The organism is Paenibacillus tyrphae, from assembly GCF_024158745.1.
GTDB lineage: Bacteria > Bacillota > Bacilli > Paenibacillales > NBRC-103111 > Paenibacillus_G > Paenibacillus_G tyrfis_A.
In genome coordinates this window covers 70,987-96,309 of the sequence record NZ_JAMZAW010000029.1, presented here as the reverse complement: position 1 = coordinate 96,309, position 25,323 = coordinate 70,987, and the positions used below count along the sequence as shown (strand labels likewise).

General features: G+C 54.2%; 23 protein-coding genes and 2 pseudogenes. 20 read left to right on the top strand and 5 right to left on the bottom strand.

Annotated features, from left to right (window positions below):
• From NI000_RS31205 to NI000_RS31195, 3 genes and pseudogenes are all read left to right on the top strand, one after another.
• A partial coding sequence (locus NI000_RS31205) for an ATP-binding cassette domain-containing protein (protein ID WP_301292778.1) occupies positions 1 to 649 on the top strand: 649 nt, incomplete at its 5' end.
• Positions 636 to 1,322 (top strand): hypothetical protein, encoded by a 687-nt coding sequence (locus NI000_RS31200; RefSeq protein ID WP_253415247.1) that lies wholly within the window; start codon positions 636 to 638, stop codon positions 1,320 to 1,322. The genes NI000_RS31205 and NI000_RS31200, both read left to right, overlap by 14 nt.
• Positions 1,323 to 1,409: 87 nt before the next feature.
• Positions 1,410 to 2,114: pseudogene (locus NI000_RS31195) on the top strand (MFS transporter); the annotation flags it as partial.
• Between the two features lie 54 nt (positions 2,115 to 2,168).
• Here the strand turns inward: NI000_RS31195 and NI000_RS31190 are convergent.
• Positions 2,169 to 2,405: a TM2 domain-containing protein gene (locus tag NI000_RS31190; RefSeq protein ID WP_253415246.1), complete on the bottom strand. Its 237-nt coding sequence runs from the start codon at positions 2,403 to 2,405 to the stop codon at positions 2,169 to 2,171.
• A gap of 305 nt (positions 2,406 to 2,710) precedes the next feature.
• On the opposite strand from NI000_RS31190, the gene NI000_RS31185 reads away from it, so the two are divergent.
• From NI000_RS31185 to NI000_RS31160, 6 genes are all read left to right on the top strand, one after another.
• Positions 2,711 to 2,914: a cold-shock protein gene (locus NI000_RS31185; protein WP_010495688.1), complete on the top strand. Its 204-nt coding sequence runs from the start codon at positions 2,711 to 2,713 to the stop codon at positions 2,912 to 2,914.
• 73 nt (positions 2,915 to 2,987) lie between these two features.
• Entirely contained in the window at positions 2,988 to 3,215 is a 228-nt protein-coding gene (locus NI000_RS31180; protein WP_253415245.1) for a cold-shock protein, read from the top strand.
• A gap of 74 nt (positions 3,216 to 3,289) precedes the next feature.
• A complete protein-coding gene (locus NI000_RS31175; protein WP_253415255.1) occupies positions 3,290 to 3,907 on the top strand; it encodes a class I SAM-dependent methyltransferase in 618 nt (205 codons plus the stop codon).
• 126 nt (positions 3,908 to 4,033) lie between these two features.
• Positions 4,034 to 5,683 carry a response regulator transcription factor gene (locus NI000_RS31170; protein WP_253415244.1) on the top strand — a complete coding sequence of 550 codons (1,650 nt, stop codon included), beginning with the start codon at positions 4,034 to 4,036 and terminating at the stop codon, positions 5,681 to 5,683.
• Entirely contained in the window at positions 5,680 to 7,473 is a 1,794-nt protein-coding gene (locus NI000_RS31165; protein ID WP_253415243.1) for a sensor histidine kinase, read from the top strand. Before NI000_RS31170 ends, NI000_RS31165 begins: the two co-directional genes overlap by 4 nt.
• A complete protein-coding gene (locus NI000_RS31160; RefSeq protein ID WP_253415242.1) occupies positions 7,470 to 8,456 on the top strand; it encodes a substrate-binding domain-containing protein in 987 nt (328 codons plus the stop codon). Before NI000_RS31165 ends, NI000_RS31160 begins: the two co-directional genes overlap by 4 nt.
• Positions 8,457 to 8,511: 55 nt before the next feature.
• Here the strand turns inward: NI000_RS31160 and isdG are convergent.
• From isdG to NI000_RS31140, 4 genes and pseudogenes are all read right to left on the bottom strand, one after another.
• A pseudogene (gene isdG, locus NI000_RS31155) lies at positions 8,512 to 8,830 on the bottom strand (heme oxygenase).
• Positions 8,818 to 9,630, bottom strand: coding sequence for an ABC transporter ATP-binding protein (locus NI000_RS31150; protein ID WP_253415241.1), 813 nt, complete (start codon positions 9,628 to 9,630; stop codon positions 8,818 to 8,820). The pseudogene isdG and the gene NI000_RS31150 overlap by 13 nt, the downstream one beginning before the upstream one ends.
• Positions 9,630 to 10,625: a FecCD family ABC transporter permease gene (locus NI000_RS31145; protein WP_253415240.1), complete on the bottom strand. Its 996-nt coding sequence runs from the start codon at positions 10,623 to 10,625 to the stop codon at positions 9,630 to 9,632. The genes NI000_RS31150 and NI000_RS31145 overlap by 1 nt, the downstream gene beginning before the upstream one ends.
• Before the next feature lie 6 nt (positions 10,626 to 10,631).
• On the bottom strand, positions 10,632 to 11,588 hold the full coding sequence (locus NI000_RS31140; protein ID WP_253415254.1) for an ABC transporter substrate-binding protein: 957 nt from the start codon (positions 11,586 to 11,588) through the stop codon (positions 10,632 to 10,634).
• Positions 11,589 to 12,029: 441 nt separating this feature from the next.
• On the opposite strand from NI000_RS31140, the gene isdC reads away from it, so the two are divergent.
• The 11 genes from isdC to NI000_RS31085 all read left to right on the top strand — a co-directional run bounded on the left by isdC (position 12,030) and on the right by NI000_RS31085 (position 25,281).
• Positions 12,030 to 12,863: a heme uptake protein IsdC gene (gene isdC, locus NI000_RS31135; protein ID WP_253415253.1), complete on the top strand. Its 834-nt coding sequence runs from the start codon at positions 12,030 to 12,032 to the stop codon at positions 12,861 to 12,863.
• Between the two features lie 22 nt (positions 12,864 to 12,885).
• Entirely contained in the window at positions 12,886 to 13,356 is a 471-nt protein-coding gene (locus NI000_RS31130) for an NEAT domain-containing protein (protein WP_253415239.1), read from the top strand.
• Between the two features lie 118 nt (positions 13,357 to 13,474).
• The gene (locus NI000_RS31125) at positions 13,475 to 17,161 is read left to right on the top strand and encodes an NEAT domain-containing protein (protein ID WP_253415238.1); all 3,687 of its coding nucleotides are present in this window, start codon (positions 13,475 to 13,477) and stop codon (positions 17,159 to 17,161) included.
• Positions 17,162 to 17,247: 86 nt separating this feature from the next.
• Complete coding sequence (gene isdE / locus NI000_RS31120; protein WP_253415237.1) at positions 17,248 to 18,150, top strand: heme ABC transporter substrate-binding protein IsdE; 903 nt, start codon at positions 17,248 to 17,250, stop codon at positions 18,148 to 18,150.
• Positions 18,151 to 18,178: 28 nt separating this feature from the next.
• Entirely contained in the window at positions 18,179 to 19,162 is a 984-nt protein-coding gene (locus tag NI000_RS31115) for a FecCD family ABC transporter permease (protein ID WP_253415236.1), read from the top strand.
• A gap of 1 nt (position 19,163) precedes the next feature.
• A complete protein-coding gene (locus NI000_RS31110) occupies positions 19,164 to 19,934 on the top strand; it encodes an ABC transporter ATP-binding protein (RefSeq protein WP_253415252.1) in 771 nt (256 codons plus the stop codon).
• A 19-nt stretch (positions 19,935 to 19,953) separates the two neighbouring features.
• Complete coding sequence (gene srtB, locus NI000_RS31105; RefSeq protein WP_301292777.1) at positions 19,954 to 20,724, top strand: class B sortase; 771 nt, start codon at positions 19,954 to 19,956, stop codon at positions 20,722 to 20,724.
• 434 nt (positions 20,725 to 21,158) lie between these two features.
• Positions 21,159 to 22,235, top strand: a complete 1,077-nt coding sequence (locus tag NI000_RS31100; RefSeq protein ID WP_253415235.1) for a galactose ABC transporter substrate-binding protein — start codon at positions 21,159 to 21,161, stop codon at positions 22,233 to 22,235.
• A 90-nt stretch (positions 22,236 to 22,325) separates the two neighbouring features.
• On the top strand, positions 22,326 to 23,834 hold the full coding sequence (locus NI000_RS31095) for a sugar ABC transporter ATP-binding protein (protein WP_253415234.1): 1,509 nt from the start codon (positions 22,326 to 22,328) through the stop codon (positions 23,832 to 23,834).
• Positions 23,835 to 23,867: 33 nt separating this feature from the next.
• Positions 23,868 to 24,878: a galactose/methyl galactoside ABC transporter permease MglC gene (gene mglC, locus NI000_RS31090; protein WP_253415233.1), complete on the top strand. Its 1,011-nt coding sequence runs from the start codon at positions 23,868 to 23,870 to the stop codon at positions 24,876 to 24,878.
• A 127-nt stretch (positions 24,879 to 25,005) separates the two neighbouring features.
• Complete coding sequence (locus NI000_RS31085; protein WP_253415232.1) at positions 25,006 to 25,281, top strand: hypothetical protein; 276 nt, start codon at positions 25,006 to 25,008, stop codon at positions 25,279 to 25,281.
• The last annotated feature ends 42 nt before the right edge of the window (positions 25,282 to 25,323 follow it).

Genomic DNA, 25,323 nt, shown 5'->3' with positions numbered 1-25,323 from the left:
ACAAATAGAGAAAAAAATTAAAGGGAATATTATATTAGACAATATTTCGCTGTCCTTAGAGAAAGGGCAAATATATGGTTTTTGGGGGAGAAATGGCTCTGGAAAAACTATGTTATTTCGTGCTATTAGTGGGCTTATTAAAGTTGACCACGGACAAATTATTGTGTTTGGAAAAACATTGCATAAAGAAATTTCATTTCCCGAAAGCGTCGGTGTAATTATAGAATCGCCAAGCTTTTGGAATGATTATACTGGATATAATAATCTGAAAGTATTGGCATCTATAAAAAAATTAATTTCAGATGAAGAAATAAAAGATGCTTTGACTCGAGTAGGACTTGATCCGAAGGATTCCCGTTCTGTAAGGAAGTATTCATTAGGTATGAAACAACGACTTGGAATCGCTCAGGCCATCATGGAAAAGCCAGATTTAATTATTTTGGATGAACCGACGAATGCTCTGGATGACGATGGTATAGAACAAATAAGAACTATACTACTCGAAGAAAAAAAACGTGGTGCAACAATTCTCATTGCAAGCCATAATAAGGATGATTTAAGGATATTGGCTGATTATTCCTACAGAATGAGTGAAGGAAAATTGTACCAAACGGGATTAGGAGAAGGTGCACAAGATGAAAAGAAATAAGTTTTTGCTCATTTTCTTTCCCCTGTTGATTTTAGTATGTATATTCATTGGTATTAGTACAAGACTGTCTTATACTGATGATATTCAGCTAGCTGGTATTCAAGATGGATCAAGTAATCCCCAAATTAATATTTTGAGCGAGTCTGAATCTTCCTACTACGATAATAAAATAGAAGATTTAACCCAGCTTCGTGATCAATCAGATGTAATTGCAATAATAGAACCAACCGGAAAATACATACAATTAAGCTATACTATTCAAGCAGAAGTAAGAATCAAGGAATCTCTAAAAGGTCAGCTTCAAACTAATCAAACGATAAATATTTATCAACCGGGTTTTATCAAAAATCAAATTTACTACTCTGTACAAGGTTACTCTTTATTCAGAAACAACAAAGAATACATCGTTTTTTTAAAGTATCCGAAATATCCTGAAGGCTTTCAAAAGAGAAAAGAGGATGAATTAAAGTTCTTATTTGTTTCGAGTAAATTCGGCAAGTATTCAAATGAACCTGAATTTCAAAAAGAGCTACTAAATAAAAAAAAGTACGATGAGGGTTCTTTAAGATTCAAGGATAGTGAGGCCTTAAGCCTTCTCACAATGGATGTTAATGAACTTCAAAATTATAACAATATAAAAAAAGAAGTCTTGGATTGGATAAAATCTTCTTGATATTTTTAACAAGAAATTTTGTTCATAAATTCTGTGTTTATAAAAGTTGCCACCTGAAGTTTTGAAAGACCACGGGCAAAGCGACCATGCGCCGCGATCGTAAGGGAAAGCGAGGAAGCCCACCAAGAACCGCCGCTCCGGCTGCGAGAGGCGTTCCGCGAAACGCTCAAAAACCGCGTCTTCTGGTTGTTCAACCTGGCCAACTCGTTCGCGCAGACGGTAAACGGGCTGATCGGATCGATGATTCCGTTTTATGCCAAATACGTTCTGCGCATCCCGGAATCGCAAGTCTCCCTGCTGCTTGCCTCCGTATTCGTATCGGTCATTCCGCTGGTTGCCGTGTGGTATTGGATCGTTCGCAGACTGGGGGCGGTCCGGAGCTGGCGGCTTTCCTTGGCTGTGTACGGGCTGTCCGTCATTCCGCTGTGGTTCGGCAGCAATCTTGCGGGGGGCATCGCGGCAGGCATTGCGGTCGGGTTCGGCTTGGCGGGCTTTCTGGTGACGCCGCCCGTGCTCAGCAGCCAGATCATCGACCGGGACTTCGAGCAGACCGGAAGCCGGAGAGAGGGCGTCTATACCGCGGTCGGCGGCTTTATTACGCGATCGAGCGGCTTGATCTCGGCGTTGGCTTTCTGGGTGGTCGGGATGCTGTTCGGGTATGTGAGCGGGGAGCAGCCGGGACCCGATTCGCAGGCCACGTTCCGCTATTTGATCAGCGCCGTTCCCTTTTGTTTGCTGGCGGTATCGTTTCTAATTGCTTCCACTCTCCACTTCCCGGACAAGAGCGAATGAAAAAAAACTGCCGCACAGCAGCAGTTTCTTGGGTCAATTATGAGGCGATGAGAATTAATTCTTGATAGGTCTGCCATCGGAATCAGTAAAACTCCCAACGGCGATCATGATAAAATCAATCAATGTCCAGACACCGAAGCCGCCCAAGGTAATCAGCATCAGGATGCCGGTTCCAACCTTGCCTACGTAGAAGCGGTGAACGCCAAGCGATCCTAAGAAGAAAGCCAGAAGCAGCGCGGCTACGAAGCTTTTCGGACTCTTGTTTTGATGTTGCGGTGTAGTATAATCCACAGCGATTCCTCCATTAACAACAGTAAATTTTAAATTGCTCTTTTGTATCTATCGGCAGGCGCTTCCCCAAAAGTTAGTTCTTTTTTCTAAATAATTCTTAATAATTGCAGCTTATTTTTGTTGACGGCGATATTTGCCTTTACGTACGGAATGTGGTAAAATGAAATAAATGTTTATAAATGAAACCGGAATTCACATATTGAAAAAGGTGACATTTTTTACATGATACTTTTTTCAATGTGTGAATTTTTTAATTTTGGTTAAAAATGAGCATATTAAATTTATTAATTGTGGAGGTCACACCCATGCAAACAGGTACAGTGAAATGGTTTAACGCAGAGAAAGGCTACGGCTTCATCGAAGTTGAAGGCGGCAGCGACGTATTCGTACACTTCAGCGCGATCCAAGGCGAAGGCTTCAAGTCCCTGGACGAAGGCCAACGCGTTGAGTTCAACGTTGTTCAAGGCAACCGCGGACCGCAAGCCGAGAACGTTGTAAAAGTTTACTAAGCAACAAGCCCGCTCTTAACGCAAGTTAGGGGCGGTTTTTCTTTTAGTATTGCGATCGGAAAGGGGAATGGCCATGAATTATCGTAAAAAGATGTTTGAGGAGATCCCCAAGGAAGAGACCAAAATCTGGTCCTGTACGAAAGAAGACTGCAACGGGTGGATGCGGGATAATTTTATGTTCGAGCATAAGCCGACATGTCCGTTGTGCCAGTCCCCCATGGTCAGCGATACGAGAATGCTGCCAGCTTTGGCGAACTCGGCGCTGGATCAGCGTCCGGCTAACGCCGGGCAAGAGGAATAGGCACGAATTTGACAGCCGCTGTTCAAGTTGCTAACTTGGATGGGCGGTCTTTTTTTTAGCTTCCGAGTGAGGTGATGAAGTTGCTCGAATGGACGGGAGAGCGAATTATTCCCAAGCAGATGAAGCCGACGAACGGTATGCTGCTGGAGCATATCGCGAGATATTATTTTGCCGCTCCTTATGTGCAGGGACGGGTACTGGATATTGCGTGCGGAACCGGATACGGGAGCCATATGACGGCCAAGGAACGGAAGCGGGAAGTGACGGAGATCGTCGCCGTCGATAACGATGAGGAGACGCTGCGGTATGCAAGCCGGGAGTACCATCATCAGAAAGTGACGTACGTGCAAGGGGACGCGACCGACCCGGGGCTTCCGGAGCGGCTCGGCCTGTTCGATACGATCTTGAGCTTTGAAACGATCGAGCATCTGAAGGACGACCGGACGTTCATGGACAACCTCTACCGCATGCTGAAGCCGGGAGGAATTCTGGTCCTGTCCAGCCCGTTCGGCCGGGGGCGGGGCATGCCGACCAGCGAACCGTTTCATGTTCACCAGCTGACACCGGGCGAGTTCGAGGAGCTGTTCACCGGCTTTGCCGAGGTGGACATTTACTATCAGCGCGGAGTGACCTTCGAGAAGCCGCGGGACGGAATCCGGTATTTTATCGGCGTGGCGGTGTGCCGGAAGTAGCGGGGACCTATATCCTCCACTTTTCAAACGGGTCGCCCTTCTGGTACATTGTTATCACGAGATTTCGAAACTTGCCGAAGCCGGGAGGCAGAGCTCCCGCAGCGGCGCAAAGTGAGGCCGTGACCGATGTATAAGCTCATGCTTGTGGAAGACGAAGAAGATGTGCGGGAAGGCATCCTGCGGGAGATCGACTGGGCCCGCCACGGATTCGAAGTGATCGAAACCGCGGAAAACGGTCAGGAGGCGGCGGAGCTGTTCGAACGGCAGGTGCCGGACGTGGTCGTCACCGACATCCGCATGCCGTTTATGGACGGGCTGCAGCTGGCGGCGTGGATCAGGCAGCGGTATGAGGCGACGAAGATCGTCATCCTGACCGGCTTCGACGAGTTCGAATACGCGCAAAAAGCGGTCAAGCTGCATATCGACGAATATGTGCTCAAGCCGTATTCGGCGCAGGAGCTGATCGACGTGCTGGCGAAGATCAAGCGCCGGATTGACGAAGAAGCGGCGGAGAAGGAAAACGTCCAGACGCTGCAGGAGCACTACCGCAGAAGTCTGCCCGTGCTGCGCGAGGTTTTTCTGGCTTCGCTGGTCGCGAGGAAGCTGCCGCGGCGCGAAATCGAGGAAAAATGCCGCAGCTACGATCTGGAGCTGGCGGCGGACGCCTACGTCGTATCCGTCATCAGCATGGATACCGGCGAGGATACGGAGGGAGCAGCCGAAGCCTCGCTGAGAGCTTCGAAGGACACAGAGCTAAAACGCTTCGCCGTGCTGAACATTGCCGAAGAAATCGTCGAGAAGCACCGCATGGGCCGGGTATTTTTGCACAACGATTATTTGGTGCTTTTGACGGTAGCCGGACAGGTCCAGGAGGGCGAAGCTTCTGCGCTTAAGAAAACGCTTACCGCGCTGGAGGACATCCGGCAGAGCATTGCGAAATATTTGAAATTTACCGTCACGATCGGCGTCGGCACCGTATGCGGCGACCTGACGGACGTGTCCTATTCGTACAAGGATGCGGTATTGGCGCTCGATTACCGCGGCATTCTCGGCAGCAACCGGATCATTTGCATCGACGACGTGGAGACGCGTTTCGTCGAGAAGCTGCGCTTCGACGAATTGAAGGAGCATGCGCTGATCCGCTGTCTGAAGGTCGGCACCCCGCAGGAAATTCAGGAGACGGTGGACGGCTTGTTTCACGGCATCGGCGAAACGCAGGTGTCGTTTAAGGATTATCAGATTTACTTGATGGAAATGTTAACCGCCATCCTCAAAGCGGCCAAAGACGCGAACGTCGATTTGGATGCGGTGCTTGGGACGGACTTCGTGCCGTTCGCGGAGCTGCACAAGTTCGCGAGCCTGCAGGAAGCGAAGAACCGCATTCTTGGGCTGTGCACAGCCATCATGAACAGCATCGCGAGCCAGCGGCAGTATGCGTACAAATCGCTGGTGGAGCAGGCGATCGACTATACGAAGAGCCATTACCACGAGACGGATATTTCGATCCAGAAAGTGTGCAGCCATCTGCACATTAGTGCCGGCTATTTCAGCAGCATTTTCAAGAAAGAAGCGAAAATGACGTTCGTGAACTACCTGATGCACATTCGGATGGAAGCGGCGAAAGAGCTGCTGCGGACGACCGACCTCAAAGCGTTCGAGATCGCCGAACGGGTCGGGTACGCGGAGCCGAACTACTTCAGCTTCAGCTTCCGCAAGCATGTCGGCGTCTCGCCGAAGGAATACCGCAGCGCCGCCGTGGAGGGACAGCGCGGATGAAGTGGGTGGCCCGGGGGCTTCGGCGAATGGCCGCATCCGTTGTCTACACGTGGAAGGTCAAGAGCATTCAGGTGATCATCACCGCATCGTTTACGCTGCTGACGCTTCTTGTTATAGCGTTCGTCAGCGTGATGCTGTACAACAAATTTACGAAGACGGCGGAGCAGAACACGTTTCTCAGCAATGAACAGATCGTCGCGCAGGTCAAATACAACCTCGAAAATTACTTGCAAAATATGTCGCAGGTGTTTCAGACCGTGGAGCAAAAGGTGTGGATGAATTCCATCGTGTCGGGCGAACGGCTGACCGATCAGCTCGGGATGATTCTGGACAGCCGCACGGATATCGTTTCGATGGCGCTTTTTACGGCGGACGGCGAGCCGATTGCGGGGCTTCCGGTCATGGACATGCGCAAAAACACGAAGCTGACCGAGCAGAGCTGGTTCAAGACGGCGCTGGAGAACCCGAACCATCTGACCTTCTCGCTGCCGCACATCCAGAACCTGTACAAGGGCAAATACACGTGGGTCGTGTCCATGAGCAAGCAGATCACGATCGAACGCGGCGGCCAGAAGCAGAACGCCGTGCTGCTCGTCGATTTCAACTTCAAGACGATCGACGACCTGTGCCGCCGGGTCAGCCTGGGGAAGAAAGGCTACGTGTACATCATCGACGAGTCCGCAGGCAATATCGTGTACCACCCTCAGCAGCAGCTCATTTATATCGGCCTGAAATACGAGAATGTCGAGCAGGCGCTCAAATACACGTACGGCAACTATCTCGATTCCTCCAGCGGCGACAAGCGGCTCATCACCATCGCAACGGTCAACAACATCGGCTGGAAAATCATCGGCGTTTCTTATATGGACGAAATCGTAACCGCCAAAAAGGAAATCGGCGGCTTCATCGCCTGGCTGCTGCTGTTTGTCGTCGTCTTCGTGCTGCTGATTTCGGCGTTCATGTCGGCCAAAATCTCGCAGCCGATCCGCCGGCTGGAGCGTTCGATGAGCAAGGTGGAGCAGGGCGTGTTCGACATTCACATCCAGGTGCAGGGCGACGATGAAGTAGGGCGGCTATCGCGCCGGTTCAACTATATGGTGGCCCGTATCCGCGAGCTGATGGGCCAAATCATCCGCGAGCAGGAAGCGAAGCGCAGGGGCGAGCTTGAGGTGCTGCAGGCGCAGATTCACCCGCATTTTCTGTATAATACCCTGAATTCCGTCGTGCGGCTGGCCGGCGGAGGCAAGAGCGAAGAGGTCATTACGATGATTACGGCGCTGTCGAAGTTTTTCCGCATCAGCCTCAGCAAAGGCCAGACCGTCATCTCCGTACAGGACGAGCTGGAGCATGTCCGCAATTATTTGATCATCCAGAAAATGCGGTACAAGAACAAATTCGAATTCGCAATCGAAGCGGAGCCGGAGGTTTTGGGCTGTCGGACACTGAAGCTGATTTTGCAGCCGATCGTGGAGAACGCGATCTACCACGGCATCGAAATGATGGCGGACGAAGGTTTCATCCGGATCACCGCAGAGCTCGTCGGGGAAAAGGTGCGGCTGCAGGTCATCGACAACGGGCTCGGCATCCCGGCGGACAAGCTGGAACGGCTGCTGACGGGTGAGGCGGCAAGCGGCGAAGGCTCTTCCGTCGGCCTCCGCAACGTGCATGAGCGGATCCGGCTTGGCTATGGCGAGGCCTATGGGCTGGAGATCGAGAGCCAATTGGAGGAAGGCACCACGGTGACGCTGTGGATTCCGGCCGTACGAACGGAAGGGGCGGAGGAGCGATGACAAGGGGAAGCGCAGCGTTTCGAACGGTTCCGGTGCTGCTTGCAGCCGTGCTCTGCCTTCTGCTGCTTCCGTCTTGCGGAAGCGAGAACACCGAGCCGCACATCGCGGAGCCGAAGAAGCAAATTGCCCTCGTGCTGAAGACGCATAACAGCGATTATTGGAAAACGGTGCGTACGGGGGCGGAAGCTGCGGCAAAAGAGTTCGGCGTCGAGCTGTCGGTCGGGGCGCCCAAGCAGGAAGAGGACGTGCAGGGCCAAATTCAGCTCGTGAACGAAGCGGTCAATTATAAGCGGGATGCGCTGGTCCTGGCGGCCAACGACGATCAAGCGCTGGCGGAAGCGGCCGGGCAGGCCGCGGAGCGAGGCATGCCGGTCATCGCCATCGACACGGAGATCGACTCGCCACGGGTGCGCAGCTTCATCGGCATCGACAACTTCGAGGCCGGGCGCAAGGCGGGGCTCAAAATGGCGTCGCTCGTCGGGAACCGGGGACGCATCGCGGTGATCGGCTTCAAGCCTAGCGTGAGGACGACCGAGCAGCGGGAGCAGGGCGTGCTGGACGAGCTCGCCAAGCACAGCCAGATGAAGGTGGTGGAGCAGGTCGAGTGCGCCTCGGACCCCGCTCCGTGCGCCCGGCAAATCCGCCGGCTTCTTCAGGAGCCTGTCGACGGGATCGTCGCGCTGCATGCCGTTTCGTCCATCGAGGTTGTCCGGGCGATTGGGGAGATGGGGCTGGAAGGAAAAGTAAAGGCCGTCACGTTCGACAGCACGGCCGAAAACATCGAATCGTTGCAGGAAGGCGTCATTCAGGCGACGATTATCCAGAACCCGTTCAGCATGGGCTATCTGGGCGTCAAATATGCGGTGGAAGCCTTGGAGGGCAAGAAAGTGCCCGCCCGCTTCGATACCGGAACGAAGGTAATCGATCAGGACAACATGTTCTGGTCGGACAACCAGAAGCTGTTGTTTCCTTTTGTGAAGTAAAAAAATGGAGAGGGCGGCCGCCTAAGCGGTCGCTCTCTCCTGCATTCCGGCCGCATCAGCCGGCGGCGATAGGTTGTCTTACGTTTGACGTCATAGAACGAGATTTTGTTGGAAATAATATAATCCGGCATGCCTCCGCGGTGGGAGTGCGCCTCCCGGAACGCTTCGCTGTGGGTCCACGCTTGAAAATCCTCTTTTTTGTTCCAGCGGGTGCTGATCGTCACTTCGTCGTATTCGGGCGTATTTTCCGTCAGCAGTACCTCCAGGCCGAGAAAGCCTTCCATATATTCCACTTTTCCGACCTTGTCGAACCGTTCGATCAGCTTATGCGCGTTGCCCTTCGTGATGTGGGACGTATTCGTTACAATGACCATATGATTTCCTCCTTAGGTTTACAGGTTTTTCGAATCGGGATGATGACAGGATAGTCGTCGTCGAAGGCGACTTTGGCTTCGATGGCGTACACGTCCTGCAAAAATTGCGGATTGATGATTTCTTTCGGATTGCCGGACCCTACCACGCGTCCGTGCTTCATCGCGATGAGATAATCGCAATAATTGGCGGCCTGCTGGAGATCGTGAAGCACCATGACAATCGTCAGCCGGTGCGTCTCATTGATCCTTTGCAGCATTTCCATCACATCGAGCTGATGGGCGAGATCCAGATAAGTGGTAGGCTCATCCAGCAGCAGAATATTCGTTTTTTGGGCCAAGGCCATGGCGATCCGGACTTTTTGCTGCTCACCTCCCGATAAAGTGTGGAACATTTGCTGCTCTGCCTTTGCGGTGCCCGTTATGTCCAGAGCCCAATCGATAATCCGCTCGTCGTCCGCCGTCATGCGATCGAACATACGTTTGTATGGGGAGCGGCCGTAAGCGACCAGTTCCCGCACGGTCAGCTCGGGAAGCTGGCCTTTGGATTGGGTGAGCATCGCTACGGTTTGGGCAAACTCCATCGATTTATAGATCTTGGCCTGCCGGTTATGAACGTACACCTCTCCCTGATCGGCTTTCAGCAATTGCGCTATAATTTTTAATAAAGTGGATTTTCCGGAGCCGTTAGGCCCTACGATAGCTGTCAGCTTGCCTTTCGGGATCGACACCGTAACGTCCCGAAGCCGGAAGGCGCCGACATGGAATTCCAGATGGTCCGTATGAATAGCGGTGGCGGTCATCACACGATTCCCCGTTTCTTCAGCAAAAATAAAAAGAACGGCGCCCCCAGACCTGCGAGCAAAATGCCGACGGGCAGCTCGATCGGGTCGAACCACGAGCGCGCGATCGTATCGGCCAGCACGACAAGCGCTGCGCCTCCCACGATGGAAAGCGGGAGGAGGAAGCGGTAATCTTCGCCGGCCAGCAGCCGGATGGCATGGGGCACGACCAGGCCGACAAAGCCGACCAACCCGGCGACGCTGACGGCTGCCCCGGCCAATAAGGACGACAGCAGGATCAGCAGCAGGCGCTGCACCTCCACCTTTTGGCCCAACAGCTTGGCTGCGTCGTCTCCGAGCAGCAGCAGGTTGGCCGGCTTGATCGCAAGGACGGACAAAGCTAGCCCCGTGATGGCGTAGGGCGCCATGAACTGCAGATGATGCCAGCTGCGGCCGCTTAGCCCGCCTGCGAGCCAGGGCAGAACGGCTTGCACCCGGTCGCTGTACGTCACCATCAGCCCGTTGGTTACGGCGCCCAGCAGCGCATTGATCGCGACGCCCGCCAAAATGATTTTGAGAGGCGAGGCCCCTTTATTCCACGCCAGCCCATAGATGACCACAGAGGTGATCAGCGCCCCCAGAAAAGCGAGAGCAGGCAGCAAATAGCTGAGCTGCGGAAACACGATCATCGCCATGATGGCAGCAAGGCCTCCGCCCGCCGAGACGCCGATAATGCCCGGATCGGCCAGCGGATTTTTCATCACGCCCTGCAGCAACGCACCGGCTGCGGCCAGGCATGCGCCGGTCAGCATGCCGACGAGCACGCGGGGAACCCTTAGATTCATGACGATTTTCTCGTGCGCAGGCGGGCCGTTTGCCGTAAAAACCGTCCATACCTCCTGAAGCGACAGAGAGACGGACCCGTAGGCGATGCCATAGAAAGCGACGGCGAGGAGAAGGATCGGGGCTGCAATACATAGCAGCTTTCTTCTCAAGAGACGTTGTTGTTTATTCATCGGGCGTCACTTCACGGCTTGAAGCAAGGCTTTCAGCCGGTCAAGCGCTTCAATGACCCGGGTGCCGGGATTCGTGCCGAACAAGTCGGACGGCAGCACCTCTACGCGGTTATGCTTGACGGCATCCAGGCTGTTCCAGGCGGCATTTTGCTGCATTTCCTTCAGGAATCCGTCCTTGACCTTCTCGGGATTGCCGTGGCTCATCAACAGAACCAGCTGCGGGTTCGATTGGATAATTTTTTCGGTATTCAATTGAGCATACTGCGGGTAGTTTTCCAGCTTCGGATAGTCCGCAGCAATATTTTCCCCTCCGGCCTTCGCCAGAATATCGCCGCTTAAGGAATTGCCCAGCGCAGCCATGTAGGTGCCCGGAGCGCCGTAAACGAGCAAGACCCTCGGCTTGGGGCCAGTCGAGCCGGAACCGATTTCCTTGAGCTTCGCATCGATGCTTTCGTTCAGCTCGCGGGCTTTGTCTTCCTTCCGCAGCAGCTGGCCGAACAAGGCGATCTGCTTCTTGATATCGTCGATCGAATTGGCGGAGGTCAACAGCATCTTGGAGCCGATGCCTTCAACCGAAGGGATGTCTTTCGTGTTCAAGGGGTGGTTACCGAGCACGACATCCGCATCGAGCGCTGCGATTTTTTCGAGATCGATGCCGTGGGTGCTGCCGATCTGCTCTGCGCCAGCCGCTTCTTTGACGGCTGCCGGACCTGCCGACGTCGGCCGGCCTACGACTTTGCCGCCCAGCGCATAAATAATATCCACATCGCCGTTGCTTAATGCGGCGATTTTGGTTGGGACGGTAGGGAAGGCCACGCTGCGTCCGGCAAAATCTTGGACGAATAGCTTCGTATCGGCCGCCTTCGCAGCAGACTGCTTCGCCTCGGACGGTGCTGCCGTGGCACCGCTGCCGGCGGCCGGCCCCGGACTGCATCCGGCCGCCCCGAGCAGCAGAACAGCCATGCCTATATGCCACAATCGTTTCACTTGCGTCCTCCTATCTGGCGGAGCCGGATATGATAATCTATGATCGATTACAAATGATAATGATTATCACTTTCAATGTCAATGGGAGGTTGGGGAATTTATCCAAAATTTATTTTTGGGCCGGTGGAATAACCAAATTTTTGGTTGCTGCCAATAATATGGGTTGACAATTTCCTTGAATCTGGAATAAGATCAACCTGTCGGATAAAATTTCGTCTAAATATTTCCAAAATTGAAATAAGGGAGGGATGCCATGTTCAGAAAATTGCGAAAAGAAAAACTGAAGAAGCCGGAAGGGATCATTTTTTTTGAGTTCTAATTGAGAATGATAATCAATATTGATGATAACGATTATCAACGTAAACTAACCGGAAAGGAAGCCCGTACAACGTGAAAAGGTCATTAGCTTTACCCTCTTTGTTTTTGACGCTGGCTTTCATCCTGAGCCTGTTCTTTGCGCCGGGAGCGCAAGCTGCGTCCGATTTGGCCGACGGTACGTATACGATTGACTACACCATTGTCAAGGCGGAAAACGAGTCGGCTTCGATGGCGAACGATTATTTCGAGAAACCGGCGACCTTGCAGGTGAAAAAAGGCGAAATCACCGCGCAAATTCAAATGAACCACAGCAAATGGATCACCATGTTCAAAGTGCCTGAGAAAGGCGATTTTGCCGATGCGAAAGTGATCAAGAGCGATGAGAAGGAAGATACCCGAGTCGTCGAATTCAAGCTTGACGATTTGTCCAAGCCGCTGCTTTCCAAAATTCATGTGACAGTCGAATCGATTAACTACGACCATGATTACACGATCCGCTTTATTTTCGACACGAAGAAGTTAAAAAAAGTCGAATCGGCGGCCAAACCAGCCTCCGATAAAACTGGTGTTTCGACTTCGGCTGCGGAGAAAACCGGCGCCGACAAAGGCGCGAAGGCCGGTACGACAGCTCCGGCAGCAAGCGTGAAGCCGGAAGCGAAGGCCGATGCCGTGAAGGCGGAGAAGAATGGAACAGCTCCGGCAGCAAGCGTAAAGCCGGAAGCGAAAGCCGATGCCGCCGTTAAGGCGGAGAACACAGCTCCGGCAGCGAGCACGAAGCCTGTGGCGGCAGCCGACGCCGCCAAGCAGCCGGCGGACAAAGTGATGCTGTCAGCCGACAACCCGCAAACCGGGGATAAAGCGCCCCTTGCTTTCTTTACAGCTTTGTTCTTCATTTCAGCATGCTATCTGGTCCGCAGCCTCCAAAACCACTAGACCCTAAAAGGAGAGAATCCCTTTGAGAAAGCAATTTACTAAAGCTATTGCCGTATTTATGATGATGTTTGCGCTGCTGACATTCGTTCAAGCCCCGCTGGCCGGAGCCAATCCTGCGCTTGCTGACGGAACTTATACGGTTGAATTCACCGTGTTGAAGGATCAAACCAACCAAACGTCCACCATGGACGGCTATCTCCAGAAGCCGGCTAAGCTGGAAGTGGTCAACGGCAACAAATTCGTCTCGGTTACTTTGAAAAACAGCGATTGGATTCAATTTTTCAAAACCGAACAGAACGGAAGCTACGTTGACGCGACCGTGGTAAGCACGGACCCGGCAGCCAACACCCGCGTCGTTAAATTCCCGGTATCCGATTTGACGGCCAAAACGAACGTGTACACGCATGTGAAAATTACAACGCTGCCGTTCCCTTACGACCACAAGTACAACGTTCAAATTCAATACAATACGAGCACCATTAAACCGCAATAAGCAAGTCATCCAGGCGCGTCATTGTAGCTAAGAAGCATCTGTAATCCGCTGCGGCCAGGAAAGCAAGGGGAGCTTGATCCCCGGTTTATTTACGAGACAACAAAGGAGCGTTATGACTTTGAGCAGGATAGTACAGAAAGCTTTATCCGTTTTTCTAGCCGTCTTCGTATTTCTCGCTGCGGTCCAAATTCCGCTCGCCGGTGCGGCCCCCTCGCTTGAGGAGGGCAGCTATACGATCGGTTTAACCGTGCTGAAGGAAGATAAAGACGAGCCGTCGATGGTGAACGATTACCTTCCGAAGCCGGTTCAGGCCAAGCTGGAAGTGAAGGACGGGAAGCAATTCGCATCCATCACTTTGCTTAACAGCAGCTGGTGGCAATATTTCAAGACGGAGAACAACGGACAATTCGTCGATGCGGAAGTCGTAAGCCGGGACGAAGTCAAGAATACGAGAGTCGTGAAGTTCGAAGTGCCGGATGTGTCGGCTAAGCTGAATGCCAAGATCCATGTGAAAATTATGGGCTTGCCGGGCATGCCCGACTTCGTCTACGACAATTATTATACCGTTCGCATCGTTTTCGATACGGACACCCTCGTGGCGGAGCCGGGGGACAAGAGCCGGCTGACGGCGCTCGTCGCCCAAGCGCAATCGGCGCATGATGCCGCCGTGGAAGGCAGCCTGAAGGGGCAGTATCCCGCAGGCTCCAAGAGCAAATTGAGCTCGGCGATTGCGCAAGCCAAGGCTGTCGCCGACGGCGCATCGCCTACGCAGGCGCAGCTGAACAAGGCTGCTGCTGCGCTGCAAGCGGCCCTCGATGCGTTCAAGGCATCGGTGAATACCGCGAATCCGGACCCCGCGAAGGACGGCGTATACCGCCTTCCGTTTACGGCGCTTCATGCGACGGCGGATCAGACGTCGGGCATGGATTCGTACTTGGCTAAACCGGGCAAGCTTACGGTTCAGCAGGGGCGCAAGAAGGTATCCTTCACGGTGAAGCAGAGCTCGATCATTCCGCAATTCAAGGTGGAGCAGGGCGGCGTGCTGCTCGATGCTACCGTGGCGAGCCGCAATGCGGCGGACGACACCCGGGTGGTGGAATTTGAAGTGAGCGATCTGACCGCTCTCGTGAATGCAGAGGTGCGGGTGGAAACCTCGTACAACGGACAGCCTTACCAAAAAACGCACAAAATCCGCTTGAAGTTCGACTCCGCAAACGCCGAGAAAATCCCGTCCTCCGAACTGACGGGACCTGCGGCCGTGAAAGCCGGACAGCAGCTGAAGCTGACGTTCGGGGTGAGCGGCGTGACGAACAGCGTATACGAGCAGGTGTATACGCAAGGGCTGACGCTGGGCTTCGATCCGGCCAAGCTGAAGTTGGTTGAAGCGTCCCCGATGATCAACGGCCTTCGCCTCACGGAGCAGTACGAGATCGCGCCCGGACAAGTCCGCTTGTCGACCAGCCTGGACGAAGGCGTGCGGCCTTTGCCGGTGAACAATCGGTACATCACGCTCACTTTTCAGGCGCAATCGGTGACACAGGCGACTTATGCGCTTGTTGCGTTAAGCGACGTCGTGGTGAACAATCATAACGGACAGCTTAAGGTAGACGGCAGCTGGCATACGCTCGCCATTCAAGCGGGCCCGGCTCAGAAAGGGAAATTGAACGCGCTGATCGCAGAGGCCGAGGCGCTGCATAACGCAGCGGTCGAAGGAACGTTCCCGGGTCAATATGCCAATGGAGCCAAGAACGCGCTTTATGCGGCGATCCGGCAGGCCCAAGCCACAGCCGGTCTGGAAGAAGCGGAGCAAGGACAGGTGGATCAGGCCGCCAGCGCTCTGGAGACGGCGATTGCCGGATTTAAAGCTGCGGTCGTGACAAGCCCCCGCACTCCGGTGAACGTCGCAAACGGGCAATACAGCTTCGATCTCGTCGTCATCTCCGGCGACCGTTTCGGCTCGTCCGTAAGCTCGTATCTTGAACATACCGGGAAATTAACCGTTCACGACGGAAAAAAATTTCTCTCGTTCCAACGGAAAAACGGTGTAGCGATTGCGAATTTCCAATTACTGCACGCCGACGGGACAACCCGGGATATTCCGGCGCAAGAAGCGCCAACGTCGCCGGAGCCTGAAACTGCCCGTACGTTAGCTGCGGGTGCGGCAGATGTCCGATACGAAATCGACGATTTGGCCGCCACCTATCTCGTCAAGCTGGCGGTGGCGAAGGATAACGGAGCAGAGGAGCGTTCGTTCCGCATTGCCTTGAACAACCTCGTGCCTGCTTCGCCCGGAGGACCCGGGCCGGTGAACCCGAACGTGCCGGCAAAAAGCCCGAACGGACTTGCCGACGGTACGTACACTATTGATTTTAAAGTGTTGAAGTACGGCACCGATACTAAATCCGTAATGCAGGATTACGTGAAAACGCCGGGCAGCTTAAAAGTGGAGAACGGTACGCAATACGTCTCGATTGTGCTCAAGCAGAGCAAGGAAATTACCGAGTTCAAAGTCGAGCAAAGCGGAAGTCTGACCGACACGACCGTGGTCAGCACCGATGAGAAAGAGAACACGCGGATCGTGAAATTCCGAGTGCCGAATCTGGATGAGAAAGTGAAAGGCTGGGTCAAGGTCGATTGGGCAGCGTTCAACTATTTCCATTCCTATGACGTGCACATTGCGTTTGACAAAAGCAGCCTGAAGGAGCTTAACGGCAACTTGTCCAAAGTCCTGAACGCCAAGCCGTTCCCCAATTCGCTGAAAGCCGGCGAGTATACGATGGACTATGCGCTGCTTGACACGGAAGCCAGCTCGGAGCAAACGAAGACGGAAGACAATAAAGCGGATAAGAAGGCAGATAAGAATGCACCGAAAAAATCGTTCATCAACGATCTCGTGAAGCATCCTGCCAACCTGACAGTTCAGGATGACGGCAAGAAGCTCGTCACCTTCACCGTGAACAAAAGCAAAGAAATGCCGATGATCCAGGTCGAGCAGGATCAAGTCGAGAAGGATGCCGATCCGTTTGCCGATGTCAAAGTGGTATCTTCCAATGAAAAAGAAAATACCCGGGTTGTTCAGTTCGAAGTGAAGGATGCGAGCACGAAAAAAGCCCGGATCAAGATGGACTGGCCGGACAAATACAACCGGGTATACACCGTGGATATGACGTTCGATCTTGACAGCATCAAGCCTGTCAAGAAGGAAGAAGAGAAGAAGAAGGAAGAGCCTAAAGCGGAAGCCAAGCCTGCGGTGGAGGCGATCACACCTGCGAAGCTGACCGATATCGAAGACCACTGGGCGAAAGCTCTGATCGAGCGGGCTGCGGCTCTGGGCATCGTCAACGGCTATGAGGACGGCACGTTCCGTCCGGATAACGAGACAAGTCGGGCCGAAGTGGCGGCGATGATCAGCCGGGCGCTCAAGCTGAAAGGGGAGCAGGGCGAATTGAATTTCGCCGACCTCGACAGCATTCCCGCATGGGCTAAGGAGAACTTGGCCAGCGTCGTGAGCTCGGGCATCATCAGCGGTTATGCGGACGGAACGTTCTCGGGCGACCGGAATGTCAGCCGGACCGAAATGGCCGTTATGATCGTGCGCGCCCTGAAGATCGAGCCTGCAGCGAATGCGTCTCTTCCGTTCGCGGATGCCGGACAAATTGCGCCATGGGCGCAGCCCTACATTGATGCGGCCCATAAGCTCGAAATCGTCGGCGCAAGCTACGACAACCATTTCGCACCGCATGCGAACGTAACACGGGTCGAAGCAGTGAACCTGGTATTGAAAATGCTGAACCATGCCAAGTAATGGCGGTTGAAACAAAAATGGGATAAGCGGGGATGTCGGGTAACCGGCGTCCTCCGTAATTTTTTTAGAAAGGAGGAATCGCGAAGGTGGGCAAATGGTGCAAAGGGCTAAGCGCTGCAATCGTCCTTCTGCTGCTCGTAACAGGCTGCTCGGCGAAGGCGAACACCGATGGTACCGCTGCTGCGAACGCAGGCCCGGAGGCGGCCAAGACGCAGCCGGAGCATCGGGTCATCGCCACGACGGTGGCGGCTGCGGAAATCATGGATGCGCTTGAGGTCGATTTGGTCGGGATTCCGACCAGCTACAAGGAGCTGCCCAAACGGTATGCGTCCTTGCCCCAAGTAGGCAATCCGATGAGCCCGAACATAGAGCTTGTGAAGTCGCTTGATCCGACGGACGTGTTATCCGTGACGACCTTGCAATACGACTTGGAGCCTGTATTCAAGAACGCGGGAATCGAAGCGAACTTTCTCGATCTGACCAGTCTGGGCAAAATGAATGAGGCCATCAAGACGTTGGGCGGCAAATATGGGCGGCAGAAGCAGGCCGAAGCGATCGTAGCCCAATACGACAAGAAGCTCGCCGAAATCAGGCAGCGGATCGCGGGCAAAGCGTCACCGTCCGTGCTTATTCTGCTTGGCGTGCCGGGCAGCTATCTGGTAGCGACGGAGAACTCGTACATTGGCGATCTGGTGAAGCTGGCCGGCGGGAGAAATGTTATACAGGGCGAAAAAGTGGAATATTTGGCCTCCAATACGGAATACCTCCAGCAGGCGAACCCGGACGTCATTTTGCGGGCGGCTCACGGGATGCCGGAAGAGGTCGTCAAAATGTTCGATAAAGAATTTAAGAAAAACGACATTTGGAAGCACTTCGATGCGGTAAAAAACAACAGGGTATACGATCTGGAGGAACGGTTGTTCGGAACGACGGGAAATTTGGCGGCGATCGAAGCGCTGGACGTTGTGACGAACATGCTGTACCCGTAAACTATGGAGCGACAGAGGACGTTTGCACATGAACAAAACGATTTGGAGCCTGGCGGCCGTCATCCTTTTGCTCGTCGTCATGGTCATCGTATCCGCAACGACGGGCAGTATCAAGGTCGGCGGCTTTGAGCTGATTCAAGGCTTGGTTACCGGCGCGAACAAGAAAGTGGAAGTCATCCGCGACCTGCGTCTGCCCCGGATCATCGTCGCGCTGTTCGTCGGAGCGGCATTGGCGGTATCGGGCGTGCTTCTGCAAGCCGTGATGCGAAGCTCGCTTGCGGACGCCGGCGTGATCGGCATCTCTTCGGGAGCCGGGTTTGTTTCCATCTTGATGGTCTCTTTATTCCCGGGCCTTTTCTTTTGGCTGCCGTTTTTTGCTTTTATGGGCGGCGCTTTAGCATGCTTTCTGGTCTATTCGTTCTCTTGGAAATCGGGCCTCAGTCCGATTCGGATTATTCTTGTAGGGATCGCCATCAATGCGATGTTTACCGGCTTGGGACAATCGTTTAACTATAGAGGCAGCTATGCGGTGACCAGCGTCAATCAGGCGACGACGTCTACGTTTCCCTTGAAAACGTGGAGCGACGTCGAAGTGATGCTCATCTACGGTACCGCCGGTCTCGTTCTCTCGCTGCTGCTGTGCTCCTGGTGCAACGTGCTTGCGCTGCAGGACAAATCGGCCCGGAACGTCGGCCTTCCCGTCTCGCGCGCCCGGCTGCTGATCTCCGCCGTCGCCGTCCTGCTGGCGGCCGTCGCTACGGCCATCGGAGGGCTTATCGCTTTTGTAGGACTGCTCGTTCCCCATATTGCCCGGCTGCTCGTCGGTTCGGATCATAAGGTGCTTATTCCGTTTTCCGCCCTGGCGGGGGCTTTGTTGATCTTGACGGCGGACACGCTCGGACGAACAGTGCTGGCGCCTGCCGAAATTCCGGCCTCGATTATTATGACGGTGATCGGGGGGCCTTTCTTGATATTTCTGCTTAGGAAGAGTGATCGGGTCCATGGACATTAAGTTGGAAATTCATCAAGTCAGCTTTTCGTATGACAAGAAGCGTGATCAGCTCAAACAGGTGAACGGCCGGATCGAGCCTGGCAAAATCACGACCATTATCGGCCCGAACGGATCGGGCAAGTCGACGCTGCTCGGCGTCATGTCGCAAAACTACGCTCCGCACAGCGGACAGGTCGTGCTGGACGGCAAGGCGATTTGCAGCTACAAGCCGAAGGAGCTGGCCAGGAAGCTGGCTGTCGTCCACCAGCAGAACGACGCGCCCCACGACATCACCGTGGAGAAGCTGGCGGGCTTTGGCCGGATCGCGCATCGGAGCATGCTAGCCCCGCTTAGCGAGGAGGACGACAAGGCTGTCGAGTGGGCGCTGTCCTGCACGAACCTGCTGGAAAAGCGTCAGGCGACGCTCGATCAATTGTCCGGGGGCGAGAGGCAGAGAGCTTGGGTAGCGATGGCGTTGGCGCAAAGCACGCCGATGTTGTTTTTGGATGAGCCGACCACATTTCTTGACATTTATTACCAAATTGAGCTACTGGAGTTAATCAAAAAGCTGAATGCCGATCACGGCCTGACGATTGTCATGGTGCTGCACGACATCAATCAGGCGATCCGGTACAGCGACCGTTTGATCGTAATGAAGAACGGCGAAATTCAGATGCAAGGCCCGCCGGACGAAGTCATTACGGAAGCTTCGATCAAGACGATCTATGGCGTGGATGTGATCGTCAAGCATGAAGAAGCTGCGGGGCTGTACATGATTCCCGTCGGCATTTGACCGGTATTGAGGTGATGAGTTGAACGTTCGAAGATGGCTGACGCCGCTCTGCTTGGGACTGATGCTGTTTTCCGGGTATGAGTTAACCGGTATTCTCCGAAGCTACCATGACAACCGGGTCGTGATGGCCGAAGCCCGGCAGTTGTACGGGCACGCCGAGCCTCAGCCGCCTCATGTTGAGGCCGTGGAGCCTCCAATTGATGCTGTAGAAGCCCCGAAGGAGGCCCGCGCTCAATTTAAGGCTCTGCTCGACGCGAATCCGGACGTGGTCGGCTGGATCCGAATCGGGAATACGGCAATCGATTATCCAGTTGTCCAAGGAAAGGACAACGCCTATTATTTGAACCGGAACTATAAGGGCGAGGAGGCGAGCGCCGGCAGCATTTTCCTCGACTTTCGCAACGATATCGGCAAGGCTCAGCCGAACACGGTGATTTACGGCCATCGCATGAAGGACGGCTCCATGTTCGGTGATTTGAAGAAATTCCTAGAAGAAGATTTTTTTAGGAACAACCCCACTTTTCAATACGATACTTTGTATCACAGCTATCGGGCCGAGATTTTCTCCGTCTACCCTGCGACTGCGGACTTGAATTATATTCAGACCGGGTTCGAAAACGAACAGGAATACGCAGCTTTCCTGCAAAGCCTCCGGGAACGGTCACTGTACAAAACAGACACCGTCCTCGGGGTGGATGACCGCATCCTCACGCTCTCAACCTGCGACTATACACTCGACCCTGCAAAGGGGAGACTTGTACTCCACGCCAAGCTGATCGAGCAACATTGAAATGCTTGCTACCCCTAGCTCTCCATTATAAAAGAAACGTCCTTTAAATCCGAAGGACGTTCAGCGTGGTTGAGAAATCCTGGAAGTAGAAAAACTCAGACAAATAGAGGTGGGGTATATCCTGTAAGAGTTTACGTCCGCCTTTGGAACCCGTGAAAATACCGCTAATTGTAATCAAGTTCACGGGTTTCAAGAGCGGCTGGAGGGATATACCCCACCGGCGTATGCAGAGAGTTTTCTACGCGAAGCGGGTTCTCCACACACTCAACGTCCTTTGAAATTCGAAGGACGTTTCTTTGCGTCCACCTCCCAAACACATGAGGATTTCGATAAAACACATGAGAATTTTGAATGGGTTTTTTACCGGAAATCCAAGATAATGGGAACGTAGCTAACCTAACGTAACGTACGCAAAAAACAGGAGGTCAGATGTTATGAAAAAGAAAGCTGTATCCATGATCGTCGCGGCAGCCCTGCTTGCCACTGCTGTCGGCTGTTCCAGTTCCGGCAATGCTCCGGCGGGTGGCGCGAACACGAATGCAGGCGGAGGAGCCGCCAAGCCCGATGCCGGCGCCGCCAAAAATCCGACGATCGGCGTCGCCATCTACAAATTTGACGATACGTTCATGACGGGCGTACGGAACGCGATTTCCCAAGCCGCGGAAGGTAAAGCCAAGGCGGACATCGTCGACAGCCAGAACTCCCAGCCGACCCAGAACGATAAAGTCGATCTGTTCATTACGAAGAAGGTGAACGCGCTTGCCATCAATCCGGTCGACCGTACGGCAGCGGGCGTCATCATCGACAAGGCGAAAAACGCGAACATCCCCGTCGTGTTCCTGAACCGCGAGCCGCTGGCCGACGACATGAAAAAATGGGATAAGGTGTACTACGTCGGCGCGAAAGCGGAGCAGTCCGGTACGATGGAAGGCCAGCTCATCGTCGATTACTTCAAAGCGAACCCCGCAGCGGACAAAAACAAGGACGGCGCGCTGCAATACGTCATGCTGAAGGGCGAGCCGGGGCATCAGGACGCCGAGCTGCGCACGAAGTTCGCGATCAAAGCCGTCGAGGACGCCGGCATCAAGGTGGAGAAGCTGGCGGAAGACACCGCGATGTGGGACCGCGTCAAAGGGCAGGAGAAAATGGCCGCGTTCCTCGCTTCCCACGGCGACAAAATCGAAGCCGTCTTCGCCAACAACGACGACATGGCGCTTGGCGCGATCGAAGCTTTGAAAGCGAAGGGCTATTTTAAAGACAACAAATTCATTCCGGTCGTCGGCGTTGACGCTACGGCACCTGCGCTCAAAGCGCTCGAAGAAGGCACGCTGCTCGGCACCGTGCTGAACGATGCGAAGAACCAGGGGAAAGCGACGTTCAGCATCGCGAACGTGCTCGCGCAAGGCCAGACGCCGACCAAAGAAAACACCGGCTATGACATCACCGACGGCAAGTACGTTTGGATCTCTTACAAAAAAATCACCAAAGAAAACATGAATGACGCGAAATAATCGGCTACCCGGCCGAGCGGCAAGGGGCAATGGCTGCGGACGTTGCCCCTTTTGCCGTATGCGCGCATCCTTACGCGAGGGGGCCTTGGCATGACGGAAACCCGATATTTGCTTGAAATGAACGGAGTTACGAAGGAATTTCCCGGCGTCAAAGCGCTGGACGGCGTCACCTTGAAGGTGCGCCCGGGCACGGTGCACGCCTTGATGGGAGAGAACGGCGCAGGCAAGTCTACGCTGATGAAATGCTTGTTCGGAATTTACAAGCCGGACGGCGGCGAGATCGTCTTGGACGGCCAGCGGGTGGAGATCAACAACTCGAAGGATGCGCTGAGCTTGGGCGTCTCGATGATTCATCAGGAGCTGTACCCGGTGCCGCACCGTAATGTAATGGAGAACCTCTGGCTCGGTCGTTTTCCGGTGAAGGGGATCGGGCCGCTTAAAATCGTCGACGAGAAAAAAATGCGTACGGATACGTTAACGCTGTTTCGGGATTTGGATATGGATATCGATCCGAACGCTTTGGTGGGCTCGATGTCCGTATCCAAGATTCAATCGCTCGAAATCGCCAAAGCCGTCTCCTTCCGCTCCAAAGTGATCGTGATGGACGAACCGACGTCTTCGCTGACGGGCAACGAAGTGGAGCAACTGTTCAAGATCATTAACGAGCTGCGCGGGCGCGGCGTATCCATTATTTATATTTCCCACAAGATGGAGGAAATACTCCGCATTTCCGACGACGTGACCATCATGCGGGACGGCAGGCTGATCGGCACGTGGCAGGCGGCCGAGCTGACGACGGATCTCATCATCTCCCGTATGGTCGGGCGCGACCTGAAGGAGCGTTTCCCGGAGCGGCACAACAAGCCCGGCGACGTGCTGCTGAAGGTGGAGAAGCTGACCTCGCCTTTTCCAAAGTCGTTCAGGGATGTATCGTTCGAGCTGCGGCAGGGCGAGATTCTGGGAGTCGGCGGCCTTGTCGGCGCGCAGCGCACCGAGCTGATCGAAGCGCTGTTCGGCCTGCGGTCGGTCGCCTCCGGCGAGATCAGTCTCCGCGGACGTAGGGTCAAGATCAAATCGCCGACCGACGCCAAAAAGCATAAAATCGCGCTGCTGACCGAAGAACGGCGGGTGACGGGGATTTTTCCCGTGCTGTCGATTCTGGAAAATACGATGATCGCCAATCTGGACCGGTATATCAATCCGTTCTTCCTATTGAATGAGCGGAAGGGGCGGGCGGAAGTCGCCGGGAGCGTCGAGAAGCTGCGCGTCAAGACGCCTTGGATTAAGGAGCTGATCAAAAACTTGTCGGGCGGCAACCAGCAGAAGGTGCTGCTGGCGCGGTGGCTTCTGACCGAGCCGGACATTTTGCTGCTTGACGAGCCTACCCGGGGCATCGACGTCGGGGCCAAGTTCGAGATCTATACGATCATCGCCGATCTGGCCAAGCAAGGCAAAAGCATCATCATGATTTCCTCGGAAATGCCCGAGCTGCTCGGCATGTCGGACCGCATTATGGTCATGTCGGAGGGGCGGCTGACGGGCATTCTGGACGGACGGCAGGCGACGGAACAAGAAATTATGCGGCTTGCCGCCAACTAGAAGAGGACATCGCGAAGGAGGAGAACCGGGCTTATGAAGACGGGAAAGCTAAATCAGTTTTTTACGCAATATGCCATTTATATCGTTCTGATCCTTCTCGTAGCGGGCATTGCGGCGTCCGATCCGCGGTTTTTGTCGGTCGATATTTTGAGGGACATCTTGCTGCAAAACTCGACCCGCGCCATTATCGCGCTGGGAGCCGCGTTCGTACTGATTACGGGAGGAACCGACTTATCCTCGGGACGTGTCGTCGGGTTGACGGCGGTATTGTCCGCTTCCATGTTGCAGACGGCCGATTACCCGCGCCGGTTTTTCCCGGACATGCCCGATCTGCCGGTCTGGGCGCCGATCTTGATCGGGATTGCCGCTGGGCTGCTCGTCGGCCTGATTAACGGCTGGATCGTATCCAAGCTGAGCGTGCCGCCGTTCATCGCAACGCTGGGTACGATGGTCATCGTCTACGGGGCCAACTCGATCTACTTCGATTTGAAGCCGAACGAATCGCAGCCGATTGCCGGCTTGCGCCAGGACTTTACAACCATCGGCACCGGCTTCATCGGTCCGAACGGGCCATATTCGCTGCCGTATATCGTTATCATCGCAATTGTCGTCGCTTTTATCGTCTGGGTCGTTTTCAACAAGACGCGGCTCGGCAAAAATATGTACGCCATCGGCGGCAACATGCAGGCGGCGGTCGTCTCCGGGATTAACGTCAAGCGCAACCTGATCTATATTTATGCGATCGCAGGCGCGCTGTATGGCTTGGGCGGCGTGCTGGAGGCGGCCCGTACGGGCGGCGCGACGAACAACTACGGCAACATGTACGAGCTTGACGCGATTGCCGCGTGCGTGGTCGGCGGCGTATCGACGGCTGGCGGGATCGGAACCGTGCCGGGCGTACTGGCGGGCGTCCTCATTTTCGGCGTCATCAACTACGGCTTGACCTTCATCGGCGTCAGCCCGTATTGGCAGCTCATTATTAAAGGGCTGATCATCGTAGCCGCCGTCGCTTTTGATATTCGGAAGTATTTAGCGAAAAAATAAGGAAGTCGCAAAAAGCTTGTCGCATAGGCGGCAAGTTTTTTTTGCGTTAGGCCCCAAGGAGGATTGCAATATCTTTATTTATCCGATAAAATAACTATGAATTAACCGAAAGGAATGGGTGATTCCGATGACGGCACGTTGTCCTCACTGCTCCGGCGTTCAGCCCTTGGACGCTTCGATCTGCCCTCACTGCGGAGCCGAGGCGAAGACGCAAGACCGGCTGCTGGACGCTTTGACTTATTGGGACGGCACGGCTGCCGCTTCCCGTCTGTATCCCTCTTTGATAGCCCTTCTGATCGTTGTCGTCGCCGGCGGAGCGGCCGCTTGGCTGCATTTTCCCGCGCTCTTCTGGACCGGTGCCGTCATCGCGCTTCTGTATCGCCTCTTCACGATTAAAATTTGAAGCCATCCCGTCAATCATAATAAAAGCTTATTCATAGCATCA

Coding starts and splice junctions, on each gene's coding strand:
- NI000_RS31200 (WP_253415247.1), top strand. CDS start 636: ATGAAAAGAAATAAGTTTTTGCTCATTTTCTTTCCCCTGTTGATTTTA.
- NI000_RS31185 (WP_010495688.1), top strand. CDS start 2,711: ATGCAAACAGGTACAGTGAAATGGTTTAACGCAGAGAAAGGCTACGGC.
- NI000_RS31180 (WP_253415245.1), top strand. CDS start 2,988: ATGAATTATCGTAAAAAGATGTTTGAGGAGATCCCCAAGGAAGAGACC.
- NI000_RS31175 (WP_253415255.1), top strand. CDS start 3,290: ATGAAGTTGCTCGAATGGACGGGAGAGCGAATTATTCCCAAGCAGATG.
- NI000_RS31170 (WP_253415244.1), top strand. CDS start 4,034: ATGTATAAGCTCATGCTTGTGGAAGACGAAGAAGATGTGCGGGAAGGC.
- NI000_RS31165 (WP_253415243.1), top strand. CDS start 5,680: ATGAAGTGGGTGGCCCGGGGGCTTCGGCGAATGGCCGCATCCGTTGTC.
- NI000_RS31160 (WP_253415242.1), top strand. CDS start 7,470: ATGACAAGGGGAAGCGCAGCGTTTCGAACGGTTCCGGTGCTGCTTGCA.
- NI000_RS31150 (WP_253415241.1), bottom strand. CDS start 9,630: ATGACCGCCACCGCTATTCATACGGACCATCTGGAATTCCATGTCGGC.
- NI000_RS31145 (WP_253415240.1), bottom strand. CDS start 10,625: ATGAATAAACAACAACGTCTCTTGAGAAGAAAGCTGCTATGTATTGCA.
- NI000_RS31140 (WP_253415254.1), bottom strand. CDS start 11,588: ATGGCTGTTCTGCTGCTCGGGGCGGCCGGATGCAGTCCGGGGCCGGCC.
- NI000_RS31115 (WP_253415236.1), top strand. CDS start 18,179: ATGAACAAAACGATTTGGAGCCTGGCGGCCGTCATCCTTTTGCTCGTC.
- NI000_RS31100 (WP_253415235.1), top strand. CDS start 21,159: ATGAAAAAGAAAGCTGTATCCATGATCGTCGCGGCAGCCCTGCTTGCC.
- NI000_RS31095 (WP_253415234.1), top strand. CDS start 22,326: ATGACGGAAACCCGATATTTGCTTGAAATGAACGGAGTTACGAAGGAA.
- mglC (WP_253415233.1), top strand. CDS start 23,868: ATGAAGACGGGAAAGCTAAATCAGTTTTTTACGCAATATGCCATTTAT.
- NI000_RS31085 (WP_253415232.1), top strand. CDS start 25,006: ATGACGGCACGTTGTCCTCACTGCTCCGGCGTTCAGCCCTTGGACGCT.